We start from the raw sequence: 16,150 nt of genomic DNA, 5'->3' as shown, positions 1-16,150 counted from the left end.
CCGAGCGAGCTCCGCTCGTCTCGACCCCTCCAGGGGAGGGTAAGAGAGCGGCCAGCAGGCACCAGACTACCTCAACCCAGGGTTCCCTCAGGCGGAACCATCACCCTGACCGCGATTAAATTTCGCGGCGCAGCCCGGATCACGTTTGCGTTGCACAATGTTGACATCTTAGGCAGCGATAGTGATCGGCGCTGGGCGAGCCATCTTCTTGTATCGCGTTCCAGTGTTCGTTCCCGCTGAATTTGAGGCCTAGGTCGGGGCCGGCGGGCGCGCCAGAAGGCTCACTCCATTTTTTCTTTATCGTGAGGGACATCATGACAGGTGCGACTGATCCGTTTTCTGCCTCGATCATTCCGTTCGAGGTTCCCGAGCAGATGCGTGCGTTCGCCGAAAAGGGCGTGTCGCAGGCCCGCGAGAGCTACGCCAAGTTCAAGGACGCGGCCGAGACCCACAACGGCACCGTCGAGGCCGTGTTCACCTCCGCCAACAAGGGCGCGAGCGAGTACACCGCCAAGCTGGTGGAGTTCATGAAGGCCAATACCAGCGCCCAGCTGGACTTCGCCCAGCAGCTGTTCGGCCTCAAGTCGCCGGCGGAAGCGCTGGAGCTGTGGACCGGCCACACCCGCACCCAGCTCGAGACCTTCCAGTCCCAGGCCAAGGAGCTGGCCGAGCTGACCCAGCGCGTCGCCGCCGAGACCGTCGAGCCGATCAAGGCCTCTGCCTCGAAGTTCTACAAGCCCGCCGCCTGATTAGGCCGGCTGGTTTAAATTAAGAAACCCGGGCCTAGAGCCCGGGTTTTGCTTTGGAAATAACCTCGTCGGAAGCGCGATTCTCGGGTTTTGCGGCCTTGCCAAAAACGCCCGTTGCACCTAGTTTCCGCCCCGTCCAGCCCCCCTTAGGTCGACGGCCCGTCCAGGCGCCCAAGGCGGCTCGCAAGGATGCAGTTGTAGCTCAGTTGGTTAGAGCGCCTGTCTGTGGAACAGGAGGTCGGTGGTTCGAGCCCACCCAACTGTACCAAGATTGCGGATAACACCGCGTTCCCAGCATCTTACTGATAGACCAGCAGGATTTGCGCCGCCTAAAATACAAAAGGCTGCACAAATGGCGTTGCGAATGGTCGCGTTGAATCGAGCCGCAGATGGTCGGTGGTTCGCCCGTAAGGGCATCCCCGAGGACGTACGCGAGGACTACCAACGGCTCTATGGGCACAAGCGCGAGGCGCACCTCAGGCTTCCGGCCGGTACGCCTAAGCACGAAGCCAAGGCCCGCCTCGGAGAGTGGGAGGCCGAGGTCGAGACCCGCATCGCGACCCTGCGGGCCCAAAGGAATGGCGAGGGTCAACCACTCACCAAGCTCAACGCAATCGCGCTTGCGGGCCGTTGGTACAACTGGTTCGTGAAGCAGCACGAGGCCGATCCAGGGAAGCCAACGTACTGGCGGGACTTCAGCGATCACGTCGTGTGGAATGTGATCCGCCCAGAGGCGCCTGACGAGTACGAAGAGGATCCAGGGTCCGACCCTCACGCAGATTGGCAATATGACCCAGAGGTGCGGGAAGCCGTGAGGCCGCAGATTGCCGAATTGGCGCGGGTCGCAACCTTCCTCGCCAACGAGGGGAAGGCGTTGAACCTTACCGCGCATGCGCTGTTCGTGGACGCTGTCAGCGACAATCTGTTGCCCGCAATCCAGCTATTGGAGAAGCGCGCGAATGGCGACTACGCCCGTGACGAGAGGCCCGATACCTTCCCGCCGTTCGCAGACGGGGCGCCGCGCTCGCCCAGTGTGAGTTGCTGGGAGCTTTTTGAGGCTTTCGTGCTTGCAACAAAGCCGGCGCCGAAGACGGTGACCCGTTGGCGGGCCGTTTTCCTTGAGATGCAGCGAGAGTGGTCCCTCCGACCTAGCTCCGGAAGGCCTAGCATGTAGAACGCCGGGCGCACGTTTTAAGGCCGCTAGACCCCTTCCGCCCTCGGCGAAATCATCACCGATACGAGTTTCGACACGTGTATCCGGGTTGTGGTGGATCAGTTGCTGACCTTGATTGCTGATGATGATCGAAGTGTGCTCAATTGAAAACGCGCTTTGCCATTTCATCGAATGGGACAGCAGTGCTCGCTTGAAGAGCATCGCCACCAGTCACATCTCATAGGGATCGGGGATCGTTGGCCCGGCACACTGGCAACGCACCCACCGGCCCTCATTGAAGGTCGCGTGCGTCCAATAAGAGCGAGTACGGGCTGCGTTCGAGCACCGCTCGACACAGTACCTCTACGCAAACGCAACGGCACGAGCCGTCGAGGGAGACCTTGGCGGCTTTTGCGTGTGGCAGGCCTCCTGTGATTGACAGTTGAGCGAACCCGTGTCGACCCTTCGGCGCTGTCTGTGGGAACAGGAGGTCGGTGGTTCGAGCCCACCCAACTGTACCACCGTTGCGGATAAGTCCGCTTTCCCAGCAACTTACTGATAGGCCTGATGTATTTGCGCCGCCTAAAATACAAAAGGCGCTACAAATGGCATTGCGGATGGTTGAGTTAGTTCGAGCGAAGGGTGGCGGCTTTATCGCTCGAAAAGGTATCCCGGCCGATGTGCGCGACGACTATGAGCGCTTGTATGGGGTGCGCTGGGAAGCTCAGCTTCGGATACCGAGCGGGACGCCAATCCCCTTTGCGAAGTCACAGCACGGCGAGTGGTTAGCTGAGATTGAGACCCGTATCGCTGCATTACGGGCGCATAGGAATGGCGAAGGCCAGCCTCTCGGCTTAACGCTATAGCACTCGCTGGGCGCTGGTACGTTTGGTTCGTGAAGCAGCACGAGGCCAATCCCGATCCAGCAAAATACTGGCGGGAGTTCGGTGACCATCTCGTGTGGAATGTCATCTACCCCGAGGCGCCCGACAGCTACCACGAAGACCCTTATATGGACAGCTTTGCAACCTGGTTGTAACTTTCCAAAGGTTGACGTTCGGAGGAACGGTGGACGGTGGCAGACACGCCCCTAAACGACGCTCCGAAGTTGAACGATAGCAAATCCGCATCGTTCGCCTGCGTCTTCGCCTTGGGAAACTCGGCGCGATCATTGCGTCCGTTGGTGCTGTGGTCGGCGGGCTCGCGGGCTACTGGCACGCATGGGACATTTTGCACAGCCACGTCGGCAGAGATACGACCACGACTGCCGCGTCCACCGGTCTGATCGTCTCGAAGGGGCCTTCAGTAGCTGTATTGCCTGTTTCGAGCCCCATCGCCGCGCCGGGGCTTGTTTCGTTTGCCGAGAGGGTAACCCAACAACTTGCATCCTCCCTCGGCAGGTTCAGCACTTTGCGAGTGATACCGCGCGCAACCGCTGCAAACTTTCTAAAGGAAGGTGATGATGCCATCAAAGCGGCCCGGAAGGCGCAAGTCGACTATCTGGTGAGCGGTGAGGTTCATCCATTGGGCGGCGGTGCTCGCGCGAATATCCACGTTTCGGACCTGCGCACTGGTACAGAGATTTGGTCGAAGTCCTTCGATGCGAATGCCGAAGGCGTGCAAACGGAAACGTCCGCGTACGAAATTGGCGACGCCGCCGCCGTGCAGATTGGTGGCTACCCCGGCGCAATTATGAACGCAGATTACTCGCAATCCCAGAACAAGCCGGTCTTCGAACTCAGTCCATATGAATGTATTGTTCATGCGGTAGTCGGGTCTGTACGTGGATTGTCATCCGCAATTCTGAAAGCGTTAGAGTGCTCCAAGCGACTTACCGAGCGACAGCCGAATAACGCATTCGCGTGGTCAGCACGCGCCACTGTTCTTTTTAACCAAAGAAGCATGGGGATCGGTCTACCGTCCGACCAAATTCAACACACCGATAAGCGTCTGTATTTGAACGAGGAAATCTTACGGGGCGCGACACGGGCCGTGGAGCTTGCACCCGACGATGCGTTCGCTCAAAGAACCTACGCTCTGGCGATGAGTACCAAATGTCAAATCCACCTGTACCGACAAGAATTGGAAAAGGCCCTCGCGCTCAATTCCAACGATGCGCGAACCCTCTCAGGAGGTATGTGGCTCGCCTTCATGGGGGACTGGGATGACGGGACCGCAATGGCCGAAAGGGCCATTCGCTTGGCGGGTCCCAATGCCTCGTTTGCTTGGTGGTTAGCGCCCGCAAAGCGACACTGGTGGAAAGGCGAATACCAACAGGCGCTTGAGGATTTCCGGCACGCCTACCTTGAGGGTTTTTGGCTCAGTCATCTCGATCAGGCGTACGCGCTGCCGTTTCTCGGTCGGTTCGACGAGGCCAAGGCGGAGGTCGGAAAGCTGCTGAAATTGCGCCCGGATTTCACCATTCGCGAGGCCGACAGTTATTATCGAATGTTCTGCTTTCAGCCCGAATACATCGAGAAAATGAACAGCGCGCTACGGCAGGCAGGGCTGCCAGAATAGAGAAGAAGCTCTGGAAGCCGACGCAGAGCACGCAAGTGCCTTCCCTATTAGATGGTCGTGAAGCTTCAGTGCCAGTCGTGCTCCGGCTACGTCGAGCTTCTCAAGAATACAAAAACGCGCTGCAAAAGCCGATCTTTGGCGAGCAAAAAAGCTAGGTTTATCAAAGACAAAGTTGAGCGGCGGCAGTACCCACCCAACTGTACCAGTCTTACTAACCCTCTAAATCGAACCACTCTGTTCGCTTCCTTTGGGTAGCGAATTTAGGATGCGGCGCACACCTGAGTTTGTACGCACTCGTTCTCGCCGATCATCGCCAAAGTATCATTTGGATTCAATTAGGACGCGAGTAGAGTGCCATCATCATGGCTCGCGTGCATAATCCCACCCTATTTTCAACCTACTTCAAAGTTCAGTCGCAAGCATTGGCGGTGACCTTGCCCCCAAGTTTTATCCAGTCCTGAGTTCGCCCCGGCTGTTGGATTTGCCCGGTTGGACGGTGGCAGCGGCGGGAGCCGGCGCGGAGCCCTCGGCATAGCGCAGCGCCGGCTCCCGGCGCGGGTGGCAGGTGAAGGCGAACTCGGACGGCGTCTTCCATCCGAGCTGCGAGTGTGGTCGTGCCTCGTTGTAATCGGCCCGCCAGCATCCGAGCGCGACGCGGGCCTGGGCCAACGACGTGAACAGCGTCTCGTTCAACAGTTCATCGCGCAGCCGGCCGTTGAAGCTTTCGATGAAGGCATTCTGCATGGGCTTGCCCGGCGCGATGTAGTGCCATGCCACGCGGCTCTGATCAGCCCATGTCAGGATGGCGTTGCTGGTGAGCTCGCTGCCGTTGTCGCTGACCACCATCTTCGGCTTGCCGCGCTCAATCATCAGCCGGTCCAGCTCCCGCGCCACCCGGGGGCCCGAGAGCGAGGTATCGGCCACCAGCGCCAGGCACTCGCGGGTGCAGTCGTCGACCACGGTGAGGATACGGAAGCGGCGACCATCGGTGAGCTGATCCGATACGAAGTCGAGCGACCAGCGGTCGTTCGGCGCCATCGGCACCGTCATCGGCGCCCGGGTCCCGATCGCCCGCTTGCGGCCGCCACGGCGACGCACCGCAAGCTTCTCTTCCCGGTAGAGCCGGAACAGCTTCTTGTGGTTGATCACATAGCCCTCCCGCTTGAGCAGAACGTGGAGGCGCCGATAGCCAAAGCGGCGGCGCTCCTGGGCGATCGCCCTCATGCGTTGGCGAAGACCGGCATCGTCCGCCCGGGTCGTCTGGTATCTCATGGTCATGCGACAGCAGCCGATGGCTTTACACGCCCGCCGTTCGCTCATCCCGAAGGCGTCTCGGAGATGGGCGACAGCTTTCCGCTTGGCCGCGGGCGTCACCATTTCTTTCCCACGAGGTCCTTCAAGGCTGCGTTGTCCAGCATGGCGTCGGCCAGCAACCGTTTCAGCCGCGTGTTCTCGTCCTCCAGCGTCTTCAGCCGCTTGGCCTCCGAGACCTCCAGCCCGCCGAACCTGGCCTTCCATTTGTAGATGCTGGCGTCGCTGACGCCATGCTTGCGGCACAGATCGGCGACCGACACGCCGGCCTCATGCTCCTTCAAGATCCCGATGATCTGCTCTTCCGAAAAGCGGCTGCGCTTCATGCTCTGGTCCTTGTCGTGGGCCAGAACGAACTTCAAACTGGATTAAACCCGCGGGGCAAGGTCAGCGGCCGCCGGACTGATAGATCCATTCGTGGATGTAGACGTACCATTGTTCATCGATCCGGTCCTCCTAGCGAAGTCCGGAAACCAAATTATCGCAACAGCCGCAGCCGAGCGATTTCGCAAGCACTTCGAGATATTGGTCCGCATGCTTGCAATCTCCAATGGCGAAGGTGATGCAGCATGGAAAGGTGCTCGACGACAGCTTGACTTGAGCGAGCCGCCAGAAAACGGACTTGGCTACGGCGGAACCGGCCGATCAGGAAATTCGAGGCCAGAGCTAATTCGCGAAACGATCCTCCGCACAAGCAAGGAGGTGATCACGCTGGGCGCAAGCGACCCGGAAATGATCTCTCTGATGGGCTTCTTCGAGGAGGATGTCGGGCCTGATACAATCAGCGATATGACAACAACGGTGATCATGGATGACTTGGCGCAGATCACAGAGGCTTTCTGTCAAGCGCATGGGGTGCCAGTCTTCTCGTTTGACGTTTGTCCAACTCACAAGTTGCCAAAATATGTGAACGCCAGAGGCAAGCAGGTGCCCATCGTTCTCGTGCCGACCGACATCGTGCGCGATTTGCCAATCGCGAATGATTGGTCGGATATAGAGCGGGCAGCCATGGAAAACGCGCGTATCCGAGAACGCGTCAACCGACTCTTGGGAGGCATTGCGGAGCCGACAGTGGCGGAGCGGAAGGCTGCGCTGCGTACCGCCGCGTTAGGGTCAGCGTCCGACTTTGATTTCTTCTTAGCAGCCGTAAAGGGTAATGTAAGTAACTACGACCCCAACTTGGATGCGCTCGGCTACTATCGCCTCAAAGAAATTCTCACAAACGGACTTCCGGACCTTAAGCAGGCGGCTGCCTACAATCTCAAACTCGGAGCGCACGAGATATTTCGTGTGGTCATCGACACCATTGAGCTGTTTAGGCGTCATGTTGAGGCAGGTAATCTGTGGGAAGAGCTGTGGGTGAACGGGAAGCCAAAGAAAGAACGGGCCTCTCAACTAATCTACTACGCGATCGCGGATTGCTTTTGTAAAGCGAACGACGTTGACATCTCACCTGAAGCAAACATGGGTGGTGGCCCCATCGACTTCAAGTTTTCAAGCGGCTATCAGGCGCGCGTCTTAGTTGAAATGAAGCGATCCGGTGGCACCGTTGTGCACGGATACGAAAAGCAGTTGGAATTTTACAAAACAGCCTCACAAACTGATTTCGCAGTATTTGTCATTATCGACTACGGAGATGGAGGCAATAAGTTCAATGAGATTAGAAAAGTTCGAGAAGGGCGACTTGCGCGCGGCGAACGCGCGTCAGAGATTGTAGTGATTGATGCGATACCAAAACTCTCAGCCAGCAAACGAAAGTAATAAAGCTCTTGATAGCTCGATGATAAGAGAAGGCCCTTGGCCTCATGGGGATGGAAGGCCGAAGCAGATAGCGGCCGGGTATTGCAAGCCGGAGATTGTGAATGCCGCTCGTGACTGCAGACGCTGAAGCAACTCTTAGGTCACGGTTGGGCAAGCCCGCTAAACCGCCCACCGACTATGTGATCGGCTTCTCGACGCCAACCGGGAAGGTCCTGGCCCTTCATCGCGAGGCCAGCGAAACACGTATTTGGTTCGAGCCGCCGGCTCCACCGAAGCTCGATGGTGTGCGCCTGATGGATAATCCCTCAAACGGAAACTCCAACATCAACGGGCCGCTTTTACGGCTTCGGTCGCCCTCCACGCTGCGTGTCGAAGTCGATAGCCCCGGCGCTTTGGACAGGTTTCTTGATTGGTATGCCGGTTCCGGAAACGCTGCTCGGCCGACTATGGCCGCTGACATTGACCCGTCTGCCTTCAGCGAAGCGTTCGCACGCTTCCAGAGACTCGTCACGACAAAGTCCGGTCATCCGTTCAAAGGGTTTGACGAAGGACTTGCTGCGGTCTGGGAAGGCTATAAGCCGCGTCTGCGTGATCATGCCCTTGGATTGCTTCGAGCAGGGGAATGGACGGAAGAGAGTATCGGCTCAGGCGCGATCTTGGAGCGTACGATCGAGGCTATTGAGATACAGGACAGTGGCCGCAAACTTACGAATAATCTTGTGTTCTGGCAAAACCGCTACGGTCATGCCAACCGCGACCATCGGGAGTTGTTGGAAGCGCGGGCGAAACCGAAGCTTCGCCGTGACATCGAAGGTCTACTTTTTGGACTCTATCGAGGCAACGCTGATGAAGGCGCAACATTTGATCGACTGAGCGATCTGACGGCCCGCAAATATCCGTTGTTGGCCTATCTGTTCTTTCTTAAGGACATGGATCGATTTATGCCGATTCAGCCAACCGGTTTCGACCGCGCATTTCGAGCACTCAATATATACTTTTCGACCATACTCCAATGTGGCTGGGAGAACTATTCGACGTACAACCGTACGCTCGCTTCGTTGCGGCCGCTTATTGAAGAGGGCGCCGGCCTAAGACATATCCGCCTTATTGACGCACACACCTTCTGCTGGGTTTTTTCGACGCTGCTAAAGCGTGAATCGGAAGGCTCGATCGCTAAAGCGCCAGGCGCCAGAGACGATGGGCGCATCCTTGGCGGACGCGAGAAGTCCATCATCGAAATGCGCCTGTCGGTCGAGAATACGGTAAGGAACGCCAACGGACAAAGCGTCCAACGGATTTTGAAGAACAAAGAATTGCGGATGACTGCGGCTGAATTAGAGAAGCTTATCGCATCTTTGCTTGATCTACAGGGTAACTGTTGCGCCTTAACCGGAATCCCGTTTGAATTTGTCAATCCCAATGCGAACAAGAACCTCCTGCCATCGCTGGATCGGATCGACAGCGACGGTCATTACGAGGCAGGCAACCTTCAAGTAGTTTGCCAATTCATCAATTTTTGGAAGAGCGATTCGAACGATGAGGAGTTCCGCCGGCTCTTGGGGTTGGTGAGGGGGCAAGAGGAGGGGAGCTGACCGAAGTAATGTTTTCGTTCAACGCCCGCCTATGCACTTGTGCAGCGCGTTGAGCACGCAGCGGACACGCGCACGCTAACCAAAGCTACCTCCCCCCCGCCACGTTCACCCCCACCACCACGCGGCAGCGTCACCGCAGCCAGCAGCGTGCCCAGCGCCACCGCGCCCGACACCGGGTTCACCAGCCGCTGATACTGAACCGCAAAGATGTACGCGTTCGCGCCGGTCGGCATCGCCGCGAACAGCACGCCGGCCGCGACCGGCGGCAGGTTGAGCAGCTTTGCCAGCACGAACGCGACCACCGGGCGTCGCCAGAAGCTTGAGCGCGCCCATCACTGCGATGCTGCTCGCCTTTGAACTCGAAGTGGAAGAAATGCGCAGTGATCGGCTACGTCAACATTTCTGGCTTGGTTTGATCATCCTCCGCGATGTAGCCTGATTGCGCGTTGCGATCTGCGTCGATGGCCGTTCTCATCCAAATGACCTCGGCCGCATCACGTCTAACCTTCGAGGAAATTCGAGCGCAACAATCGTTGGGGATCTCATGTCGAACTCCGATCTCGCGTTGTCGATTGCGCTCGGTGTCGGTCTTGCGGCCGCGACGGGCTTCCGGGTGTTCCTGCCGATGCTGGTTGCCAGCGTGGCCGCTTACTCGGGTTCGCTTCCTTTGGGCGACGGTTTCGCGTGGCTTGGAACACCTGCTGCAATGCTCATGCTTGGCGTGGCCGCGCTCCTGGAGGTTGGTGCGTATTTCATTCCCGGCGTGGATAATGTGCTCGATGTCATCGCCGCGCCTGTCGCCGTGATCGCCGGAGCCATCCTGTCGGCGGCGACCATGGCAGATCTTCCACCGATGATGAAATGGACGGCCGCCATCGTCGCGGGTGGCGGCGCGGCCGGCATAGTGCATGGCGTCACCGCGGCCGTGCGGGCCAAATCGACGGTCCTGACGGCTGGCCTCGGCAACTCAACCGTTGCGACCGCCGAACTGGGCGGTGCACTCCTCGTATCGCTTCTTGCCCTGGCTGCGCCGGTTGCCGCCTTCGTGCTCGTCGTTCTGATGCTCTGGCTGGCGATACGTTTGATCCTGCGCTTGCGGAGGTCAGCTCCTCGCACGGATCAACCGGGATGACCGCGTGACTGCTCGTGCGGCTACCTCACCCCCGCCACGATCACCACCACCACCGGCAGCGTCACCGCCGCCAGCAGCGTCCCCAGCGCCACCGCCCCCGACACCGGGTTCACCAGCCGTTGATACTGCGCCGCGAAGATGTAGGCGTTCGCGCCGGTCGGCATCGCCGCGAACAGCACGATCACGCCGGCCGCGACCGGAGGCAAACCGAGCAGCTTTGCCAGCACGAACGCCACCGCCGGCATCGCCAGCAGCTTGAGCGCGCTCATCGCGGCGACGCTCAGCATCTCGCCTTTCACCTCGAACCGAAACAGATTGATGCCGAGCGCGATCAGCGCCGCCGGCGAACCCGCCTGCGCGAGCAGTTCGATCGTTCGGTCGACGACGGGGTTGAGGCCGAGCCCCGTAAAACGCCAGACCACGCCAAAACCGATCGCCAGCATCAGCGGATTACGCGCGAGATCCGCGAGCACGGGGCGGATGACCGACAGGACCGAGCCCGTCCGCTTGCGGCTGACAAGCTCCATCTGGAGGATGCCGCAAAGCCAGAGCAGCGGCGTGTTCACCGACAGGATCAGCGACATCGGGCCTGCGGCTTCGTTGCCGAGCGCTGAGAGCACCAGCGGAATGCCGAGCATCACGATGTTGCCGTAGACCGAGCCGATCGCGAACACGACGCCGTCCTCGCGGTCTTCGCGCCGTTCGCGCAAGCATGCCGAGAGCGCCAGCGCCGCGATCCAGGTGATGGCGAGCGCGCCGTAATAGGCGCCCCACATCCGCCAGGGGCTGACATCGGGGAATTCCGACACGACGATGGTGCGGAACAGCAGCGCCGGAATGGCGATGCTGAAGGCGAATTCGGAGATGCCCTTGTGCGCGGTCTCGGAGACGAAGCGAAACAGCACCGACGCATAGCCGGCCGCGATCAGGGCGAACACCGGCGCGACGATCAACACTGTGGCCATGCGCCCCTCATCTCACGGGGACATCACACGACCACCCCACGTTCTCGATCATGCCATCATGCCGCTGTTTTGCCCGACGAGTCAAATCGACTTCGTAAAATCCGTAAATGGCCGCCGTGGCCTGGCTACTGTGCATGGGGTTGTTTTCGCGTTTTTTTGCTGGACCGAAGCTGAAGCCGCGCGCGGACCCGATCTCGCCAGCCCTGCCAAAGGCTTAGCCTGATAGCGCGACATCGTGCCCGGGATGGGACCGCGCCGGGCCGACCGGCCTGTTGCCCGGAGCGCACAGGTGGCCGTTTTCGCTTCAGGCCTCGTTGCCAACGAACGCCCGTTCACCCACTATTCGCTCTAACTCGACATGTGGGGGGATCGATGCCGGCGCTCCGTTTCAAAGAATCCTTGGCTGCTGCGATCTCGGGCATTGCGCTCGCCGTCCTGGTCCATCCCGGCGCCGGCTTCGCTTACACGCAGGAGGAGCAGCAGGCCTGCTCGCCGGACGCGATGCGGCTGTGCGGCGAGTTCGTTCCGAACGTCGATGCCATCACCGCCTGCATGATCCAGAAGAAATCGCAGCTCTCGCCGCAGTGCAAAGTGTTCTTCCGTCAGGGACCTGAGCCCGGCGAGGCTCGCGCCGGCAAGCCGACGGCCAAGAAGAGCACCAAGCCTTCGCAGAAGGCGGCCAAGAAGAAGAAATCCAGCGAAAGCTGAGCGCGGGGCCAGCGTTCTTTCTTTGAAGCTCGTCGCGTCAGGGCAACAGCGCGAAGCGTCTTCGCGTCGGTGTCCCCTGCATGTGTGTTGCCGGCATCAGCTGCGCGCCAGCCTCCGGACTCCTTTTGTTCGCCTCGCCGTGCGGACGCCTGCGACAATTACCAGCGCGTTCGACGGAAAAGAGTCGCGAGAGGGTTTGCGCGGCGAGGTTGCATTCCGTTTTTCCCGCGTTGCTGCCGAAAAAGCGTGGGATTGCCGGCGTGAAGGGCGTTTCGTTGCGATTGGTATCCTGGTCGCGCGAAGCAGTGTGACTCAAAAGCCAACACGTCTTGTTATTTCGTGGCTCTGAGGCAACTGCCGGTAAATTTTTCTTTCCCGAATCAGCGCGGTGATTCATTTTCGTGATCTGGGGTCAATCTGGAGGCCAGAGGTATGAACGTAATTGTTTTTGCATCGCGTAAAGGCGGCTCGGGCAAGAGTACCCTGGCCGCACATCTCGCCGCGCAGATCAAGGCGAGCAAGCAGGTGATGCTCGTGGACGCGGATCCGCAGGGCTCGCTGACGCTGTGGCACAAGCTGCGCGGCACCAACGAGCCGCCGATCAAGGCTGCCGTGAACTCGGTCAGCGGCATCGTCTCCGCTGCCAAGCGCGACGGTTATGAATGGGTGTTGATCGACACGCCGCCGAATCTCTCGGCCGTCGTCGACGACGCGATCAAGAACGCGACCATGGTGGTCATTCCGGCACGTCCCGGCGTGTTCGACGTCAACGCAGTGCAGGAAACCATCCAGATGTGCCGCGCGGCGCGCAAGCCCTACGCGGTCGTGCTCAACGGTGCGCCGGCGCGCCGCGACGAGTCCGAAAGCCCGATCGTTACCATCGCCCGCGAGGCGCTGGCGAAATTCCGCGCGCCGGTGTGGGGCGGCCAGATCACCAACCGTTCGGATTTGCTGATGGCGCTCAGCCACGGCGAAGGCGCGCGCGAGTATCAGGCCGAGAGCCGTGCGGCCCAGGAAATCGCAAGGCTGTGGGCGGCAATCGAGCGTTCAGTGAAGGCTATTCGCGGCACGGCGTCGGCATCCGGCGCAATGCACAAGCAGGCGGCATAATTTTCATAAATCATTCCCCGGACGGAAAGCGCGCGGAAGTCCGCGCGTTTTGCGTTTTGGCCCGGTGGAGATGCGTTACGCCACCATCAGCATGTAGAACACGATGACCGGCGACAGCGTCAGGATCACCGACCAAATGCCGGCGGCCCAGAGAATGTCCTCGGTGGTAAAGCTCTGCTGTCCGGCGTCGTAATGCGACGCCACTTCATTCTGGATATTCACAAAACGCCCCCGCGATTTCTTCGCTTATGGGCGCCAGTGATAGCCGCGATGTTTTAAGAATCCGGATCGCAATTTCGGGCGCATTCGAACACAGGTGCTACCACGGATTAACCATGCCAGCGCGGTGCGCGCGTTCGCGCGGGTTAACTACGGGCACGTTCTAACCCTCCCCTGGAGGGGGAGGGTCGCTACGCATTGCGCGAAGTGAAATGCGTAGCGGGGCGGGGTGACGGTGCCTCCGCAGCCAACAGTGCCCGAGTGGAGAGATCACCCCACCCCGCTCGCGCTGCGCGCGACCGACCCTCCCCCTCCAGGGGAGGGTGAAGGACTCGCGCCGCCGCTAAACCCACTCGCTGTATTTCCTTCTGATCTCGTCGATGTAGTCCGCGCGCGATTTCACCTCATCCGCGGTCAATCCGATATCGCGCCGCAGCCAGTCGGATAACTCGCTCGCATATGAAACGCGTTCCCATGCCGCCTTCAGCGCATCGCGCCATTGACGAATGTCCATAGGTCGATCTCTTTTCCGGATTGAGATGGTGTCGAGCGGACACGACGCTGCCTTCCCTCTCCCGCACGGGGAGAAGGGGGTGGCGGCGTGCGTGTGAAGAGAGGAAGCGGAGGCGCTACGCGGCGACTTTCATCCGTCGCTCGATCTCGCGGTCGATCTGGGCTGCGAGCTCGCTGCTCACTTCCACCATTGGCAGGCGCACTTCGGGGCTGTCGATCAGGCCGCACCGCCACAGCCAGTACTTCGCCGGCGCCGGGCTCGGCTCGGTGAACAACAGGCGCGTCAGCTCGGCGACCTCGTGCCAGCGCGCCTGCGCCGCGTCGTGGTTGCCTCGCTTCACCTCGGCATACACGGCCGCAAACGTCGCGGTCTCGACATGGGCGGATAGCACGATGCCTCCGTCGGCGCCGTCGGTGAGCGCCTCAAGGTAGTTCGCATCCTCGCCGGTGAGCACGCGAAAGCCCTTCGGCCTGTCGCGCAGGAGCGCGATGGATTGATCGCGGTTCGCGCCGCAATCCTTCAGCCCGACGATGTTCCGATGTTCGGCAAGCCGCAGCAGCGTCTGGTTGGTGATGTTCACCGAGGTGCGATAGGGGATGTTGTAGAGCGCGATCGGCCACGCCGCGTGATCGGCAAGGGCTTCGAAATGAGCCAGGAGCCCGCGCTGCGACGGCCGCACATAATAGGGGCTCGCGATCAGATAACCGTCGATCGGCCAGTCCGCGGTCTCGTCGAGGCGTTCCTTCAGCCGCGAAGTGTCCGCGCCCGACAGTCCGAGGCAGATCGGAATGCTGCGGCGCTCCGTCGCCATCTCGTCGCGCACGATGGCGACGAGACGCTCGAGCTCGACCTCGCGCAGCGTCATGCCCTCGCCGGAGGTCGCCCCCAGGATGAAGCCGTCGACGGCCTGTCCGCTGTAATGTCGCGTCAGCCGCCGCAACGACCTCTCGTCGATAGCGCCGTCGCGAAACGGCGTCACCAGCGGCAGCCAGAGTCCGTGCAAATGATCTTGTAGACCGGTCATGTTCCATCTCCTTCTCGGGAAAAAACCTGAGACGGAGGGCACATGAAAAAACCCCGTCCAGGCGGCGGGGTTTCGGGATTTGCTAGCGATGACGAAGCTGTGTTAGCGCGCGCAAAAATCCGAGGTCCCCGGATGGGGGCCTTTTTTCGAGGCGACTGCCTTGAACGAGATTGCGCACGACTTCGTGATCATTCGCAAATGATGCGGGGTGTACGTGGAACTGTCAATACACGCGGAACGTGAAACCAGAATGGGACAGAAAAAAAGCCGGGCTCAAGCGAGCCCGGCTTAAGGTATTGGCCACGTGAGGCCGACACAATCACCTTCCAAGAGGGATTACTGAACTCCCGCGCCACTGGAGGAGGGGGACAAATGCGCAACGCGAAGGCTCAGCGTGGAAACATTATGGGCTCGACGAGCGCCATGCAGCAACCGTTCAGGTCGCATGTCAGACATGCGGAAATCAGGAAGGCCAGCGCTGCGCCTTGCTCACCACGAAGTCGCGGAACACCTGCACGCGCGCGACCGTCTTCAACTCCTCGGGATAGACGAAATAAGTGTCGAGCTGGATCGAATCCGATTCTCCGAACAGCTGCACCAGGCGGCTCTGTTCCTCGATCAGATAATCCGGCAGCGCCGCGATGCCGAGGCCTTGCTGACAGGCGCGGACGAGGCCGAGGATGTTGTTCACTCTGAAATAGGCCTCGCGCGGACCAGAGCCGTTGCGGCCGGCTTCGACCAGCCAGTTGCGGTTCTGAAGATGCGGCGCGAAGTTGCCGTCGGAGAGCGTGATGATGCGGTGGGAGTCGAGCTCCTCGAGCGTGCGCGGCGTGCCGAAGCGCTTGATGTAATCCGGCGAGCAATAGGCGTGGAAGCCCATCGCGAACAGCTTGCGCTGGATGAGATCCGGCTGCGTCGGCTTGCGGGTGCGGATCGCGACGTCCGCTTCGCGCATCGACAGGTCGAGCTCCTCGTCGGTGACGATCAGCGAGATCCGGATCTCCGGATAGAGCGCAGTGAATTCGCCGAGCCGCGGGATCAGCCAGTTGATGCCGACGCCGGGCGTGGTGGTAATCTTGAGGTCGCCGCTCGGCCGCTCGCGGCTGTCGGTCAGCTTGGCGCGCGCCGCCTGCAGCTGCATGAACACGTCATGCGCGGTGCGGAAGAGCAGGTCGCCCTGCTCGGTGAGGATCAGGCCGCGGGCGTGGCGGTGGAACAGCGAGACCGAGAGCTCCTGCTCCAGTGCCGAGACCTGGCGTGAGACCGCCGATTGCGACAGGCCGAGCTGCTCGCCCGCATGCGTGAAGCTGCCCGCTTCCGCCGCCGCGTGAAACACCTTCAGCTTGTCCCAATCCATATCCGTAAATCCGTCGCGTGTTCGAGGCATGATCT

Annotated in this window: 16 protein-coding genes and 1 tRNA gene; 10 read left to right on the top strand and 7 right to left on the bottom strand. The window is 60.2% G+C overall.

Annotated features, from left to right (window positions below):
- Positions 1–314 precede the first annotated feature (314 nt).
- The 5 genes from AB7531_RS37425 to AB7531_RS37405 all read left to right on the top strand — a co-directional run bounded on the left by AB7531_RS37425 (position 315) and on the right by AB7531_RS37405 (position 4,422).
- Positions 315–749 carry a phasin gene (locus AB7531_RS37425; protein WP_063985516.1) on the top strand — a complete coding sequence of 145 codons (435 nt, stop codon included), beginning with the start codon at positions 315–317 and terminating at the stop codon, positions 747–749.
- Positions 750–940: 191 nt separating this feature from the next.
- Positions 941–1,017, top strand: a tRNA-His gene (locus AB7531_RS37420).
- Between the two features lie 96 nt (positions 1,018–1,113).
- Positions 1,114–1,923: a hypothetical protein gene (locus AB7531_RS37415; protein WP_231143631.1), complete on the top strand. Its 810-nt coding sequence runs from the start codon at positions 1,114–1,116 to the stop codon at positions 1,921–1,923.
- Positions 1,924–2,797: 874 nt separating this feature from the next.
- The gene (locus AB7531_RS37410) at positions 2,798–2,941 is read left to right on the top strand and encodes a hypothetical protein (protein ID WP_166103377.1); all 144 of its coding nucleotides are present in this window, start codon (positions 2,798–2,800) and stop codon (positions 2,939–2,941) included.
- 191 nt (positions 2,942–3,132) lie between these two features.
- Positions 3,133–4,422: a tetratricopeptide repeat protein gene (locus AB7531_RS37405; RefSeq protein WP_441280249.1), complete on the top strand. Its 1,290-nt coding sequence runs from the start codon at positions 3,133–3,135 to the stop codon at positions 4,420–4,422.
- 447 nt (positions 4,423–4,869) lie between these two features.
- Here AB7531_RS37405 and AB7531_RS37400 read toward each other — a convergent pair.
- A protein-coding gene (locus AB7531_RS37400) for an IS3 family transposase (protein ID WP_094183805.1) occupies positions 4,870–6,059 on the bottom strand; the annotation gives its coding sequence in 2 pieces (ribosomal slippage) (positions 4,870–5,810 and positions 5,810–6,059; 1,191 coding nt in all).
- Between the two features lie 208 nt (positions 6,060–6,267).
- Between AB7531_RS37400 and AB7531_RS37395 the strand changes: the two genes are divergently transcribed.
- Both AB7531_RS37395 and AB7531_RS37390 read left to right on the top strand, forming a co-directional pair.
- Positions 6,268–7,494 carry a chromosomal replication initiator DnaA gene (locus AB7531_RS37395; RefSeq protein WP_441280248.1) on the top strand — a complete coding sequence of 409 codons (1,227 nt, stop codon included), beginning with the start codon at positions 6,268–6,270 and terminating at the stop codon, positions 7,492–7,494.
- Positions 7,495–7,595: 101 nt separating this feature from the next.
- Positions 7,596–9,086 (top strand): hypothetical protein, encoded by a 1,491-nt coding sequence (locus tag AB7531_RS37390; protein WP_084795305.1) that lies wholly within the window; start codon positions 7,596–7,598, stop codon positions 9,084–9,086.
- A gap of 29 nt (positions 9,087–9,115) precedes the next feature.
- Here AB7531_RS37390 and AB7531_RS37385 read toward each other — a convergent pair whose 3' ends face one another.
- The gene (locus AB7531_RS37385) at positions 9,116–9,388 is read right to left on the bottom strand and encodes a hypothetical protein (protein ID WP_231143629.1); all 273 of its coding nucleotides are present in this window, start codon (positions 9,386–9,388) and stop codon (positions 9,116–9,118) included.
- A gap of 242 nt (positions 9,389–9,630) precedes the next feature.
- On the opposite strand from AB7531_RS37385, the gene AB7531_RS37380 reads away from it, so the two are divergent.
- Positions 9,631–10,218: a DUF4126 domain-containing protein gene (locus AB7531_RS37380; protein ID WP_063985511.1), complete on the top strand. Its 588-nt coding sequence runs from the start codon at positions 9,631–9,633 to the stop codon at positions 10,216–10,218.
- A 20-nt stretch (positions 10,219–10,238) separates the two neighbouring features.
- On the opposite strand, the gene AB7531_RS37375 is transcribed toward AB7531_RS37380, so the two are convergent.
- Complete coding sequence (locus AB7531_RS37375; RefSeq protein WP_063985510.1) at positions 10,239–11,183, bottom strand: AEC family transporter; 945 nt, start codon at positions 11,181–11,183, stop codon at positions 10,239–10,241.
- 372 nt (positions 11,184–11,555) lie between these two features.
- On the opposite strand from AB7531_RS37375, the gene AB7531_RS37370 reads away from it, so the two are divergent.
- Both AB7531_RS37370 and AB7531_RS37365 read left to right on the top strand, forming a co-directional pair.
- A complete protein-coding gene (locus tag AB7531_RS37370; RefSeq protein ID WP_063985509.1) occupies positions 11,556–11,891 on the top strand; it encodes a hypothetical protein in 336 nt (111 codons plus the stop codon).
- A gap of 432 nt (positions 11,892–12,323) precedes the next feature.
- Positions 12,324–13,001: a ParA family protein gene (locus AB7531_RS37365; protein WP_028150667.1), complete on the top strand. Its 678-nt coding sequence runs from the start codon at positions 12,324–12,326 to the stop codon at positions 12,999–13,001.
- 75 nt (positions 13,002–13,076) lie between these two features.
- Here the strand turns inward: AB7531_RS37365 and AB7531_RS37360 are convergent, their stop codons facing one another.
- The 4 genes from AB7531_RS37360 to AB7531_RS37345 form a co-directional block, all read right to left on the bottom strand.
- Complete coding sequence (locus AB7531_RS37360; RefSeq protein WP_014492080.1) at positions 13,077–13,223, bottom strand: hypothetical protein; 147 nt, start codon at positions 13,221–13,223, stop codon at positions 13,077–13,079.
- 340 nt (positions 13,224–13,563) lie between these two features.
- Complete coding sequence (locus AB7531_RS37355) at positions 13,564–13,734, bottom strand: hypothetical protein (protein WP_161495798.1); 171 nt, start codon at positions 13,732–13,734, stop codon at positions 13,564–13,566.
- 115 nt (positions 13,735–13,849) lie between these two features.
- A complete protein-coding gene (locus tag AB7531_RS37350) occupies positions 13,850–14,758 on the bottom strand; it encodes a 4-hydroxy-tetrahydrodipicolinate synthase family protein (protein WP_063985508.1) in 909 nt (302 codons plus the stop codon).
- A 463-nt stretch (positions 14,759–15,221) separates the two neighbouring features.
- Positions 15,222–16,145 carry a LysR family transcriptional regulator gene (locus AB7531_RS37345; RefSeq protein WP_027534296.1) on the bottom strand — a complete coding sequence of 308 codons (924 nt, stop codon included), beginning with the start codon at positions 16,143–16,145 and terminating at the stop codon, positions 15,222–15,224.
- Between the last annotated feature and the right edge of the window lie 5 nt (positions 16,146–16,150).

The sequence above is a fragment of the Bradyrhizobium sp. 63_E2_N1_3 genome (assembly GCF_052076005.1).
GTDB lineage: Bacteria > Pseudomonadota > Alphaproteobacteria > Rhizobiales > Xanthobacteraceae > Bradyrhizobium > Bradyrhizobium barranii.
Note: the sequence above shows the minus strand (reverse complement) of the source record. Positions and strands in the feature narration are given on the sequence as shown.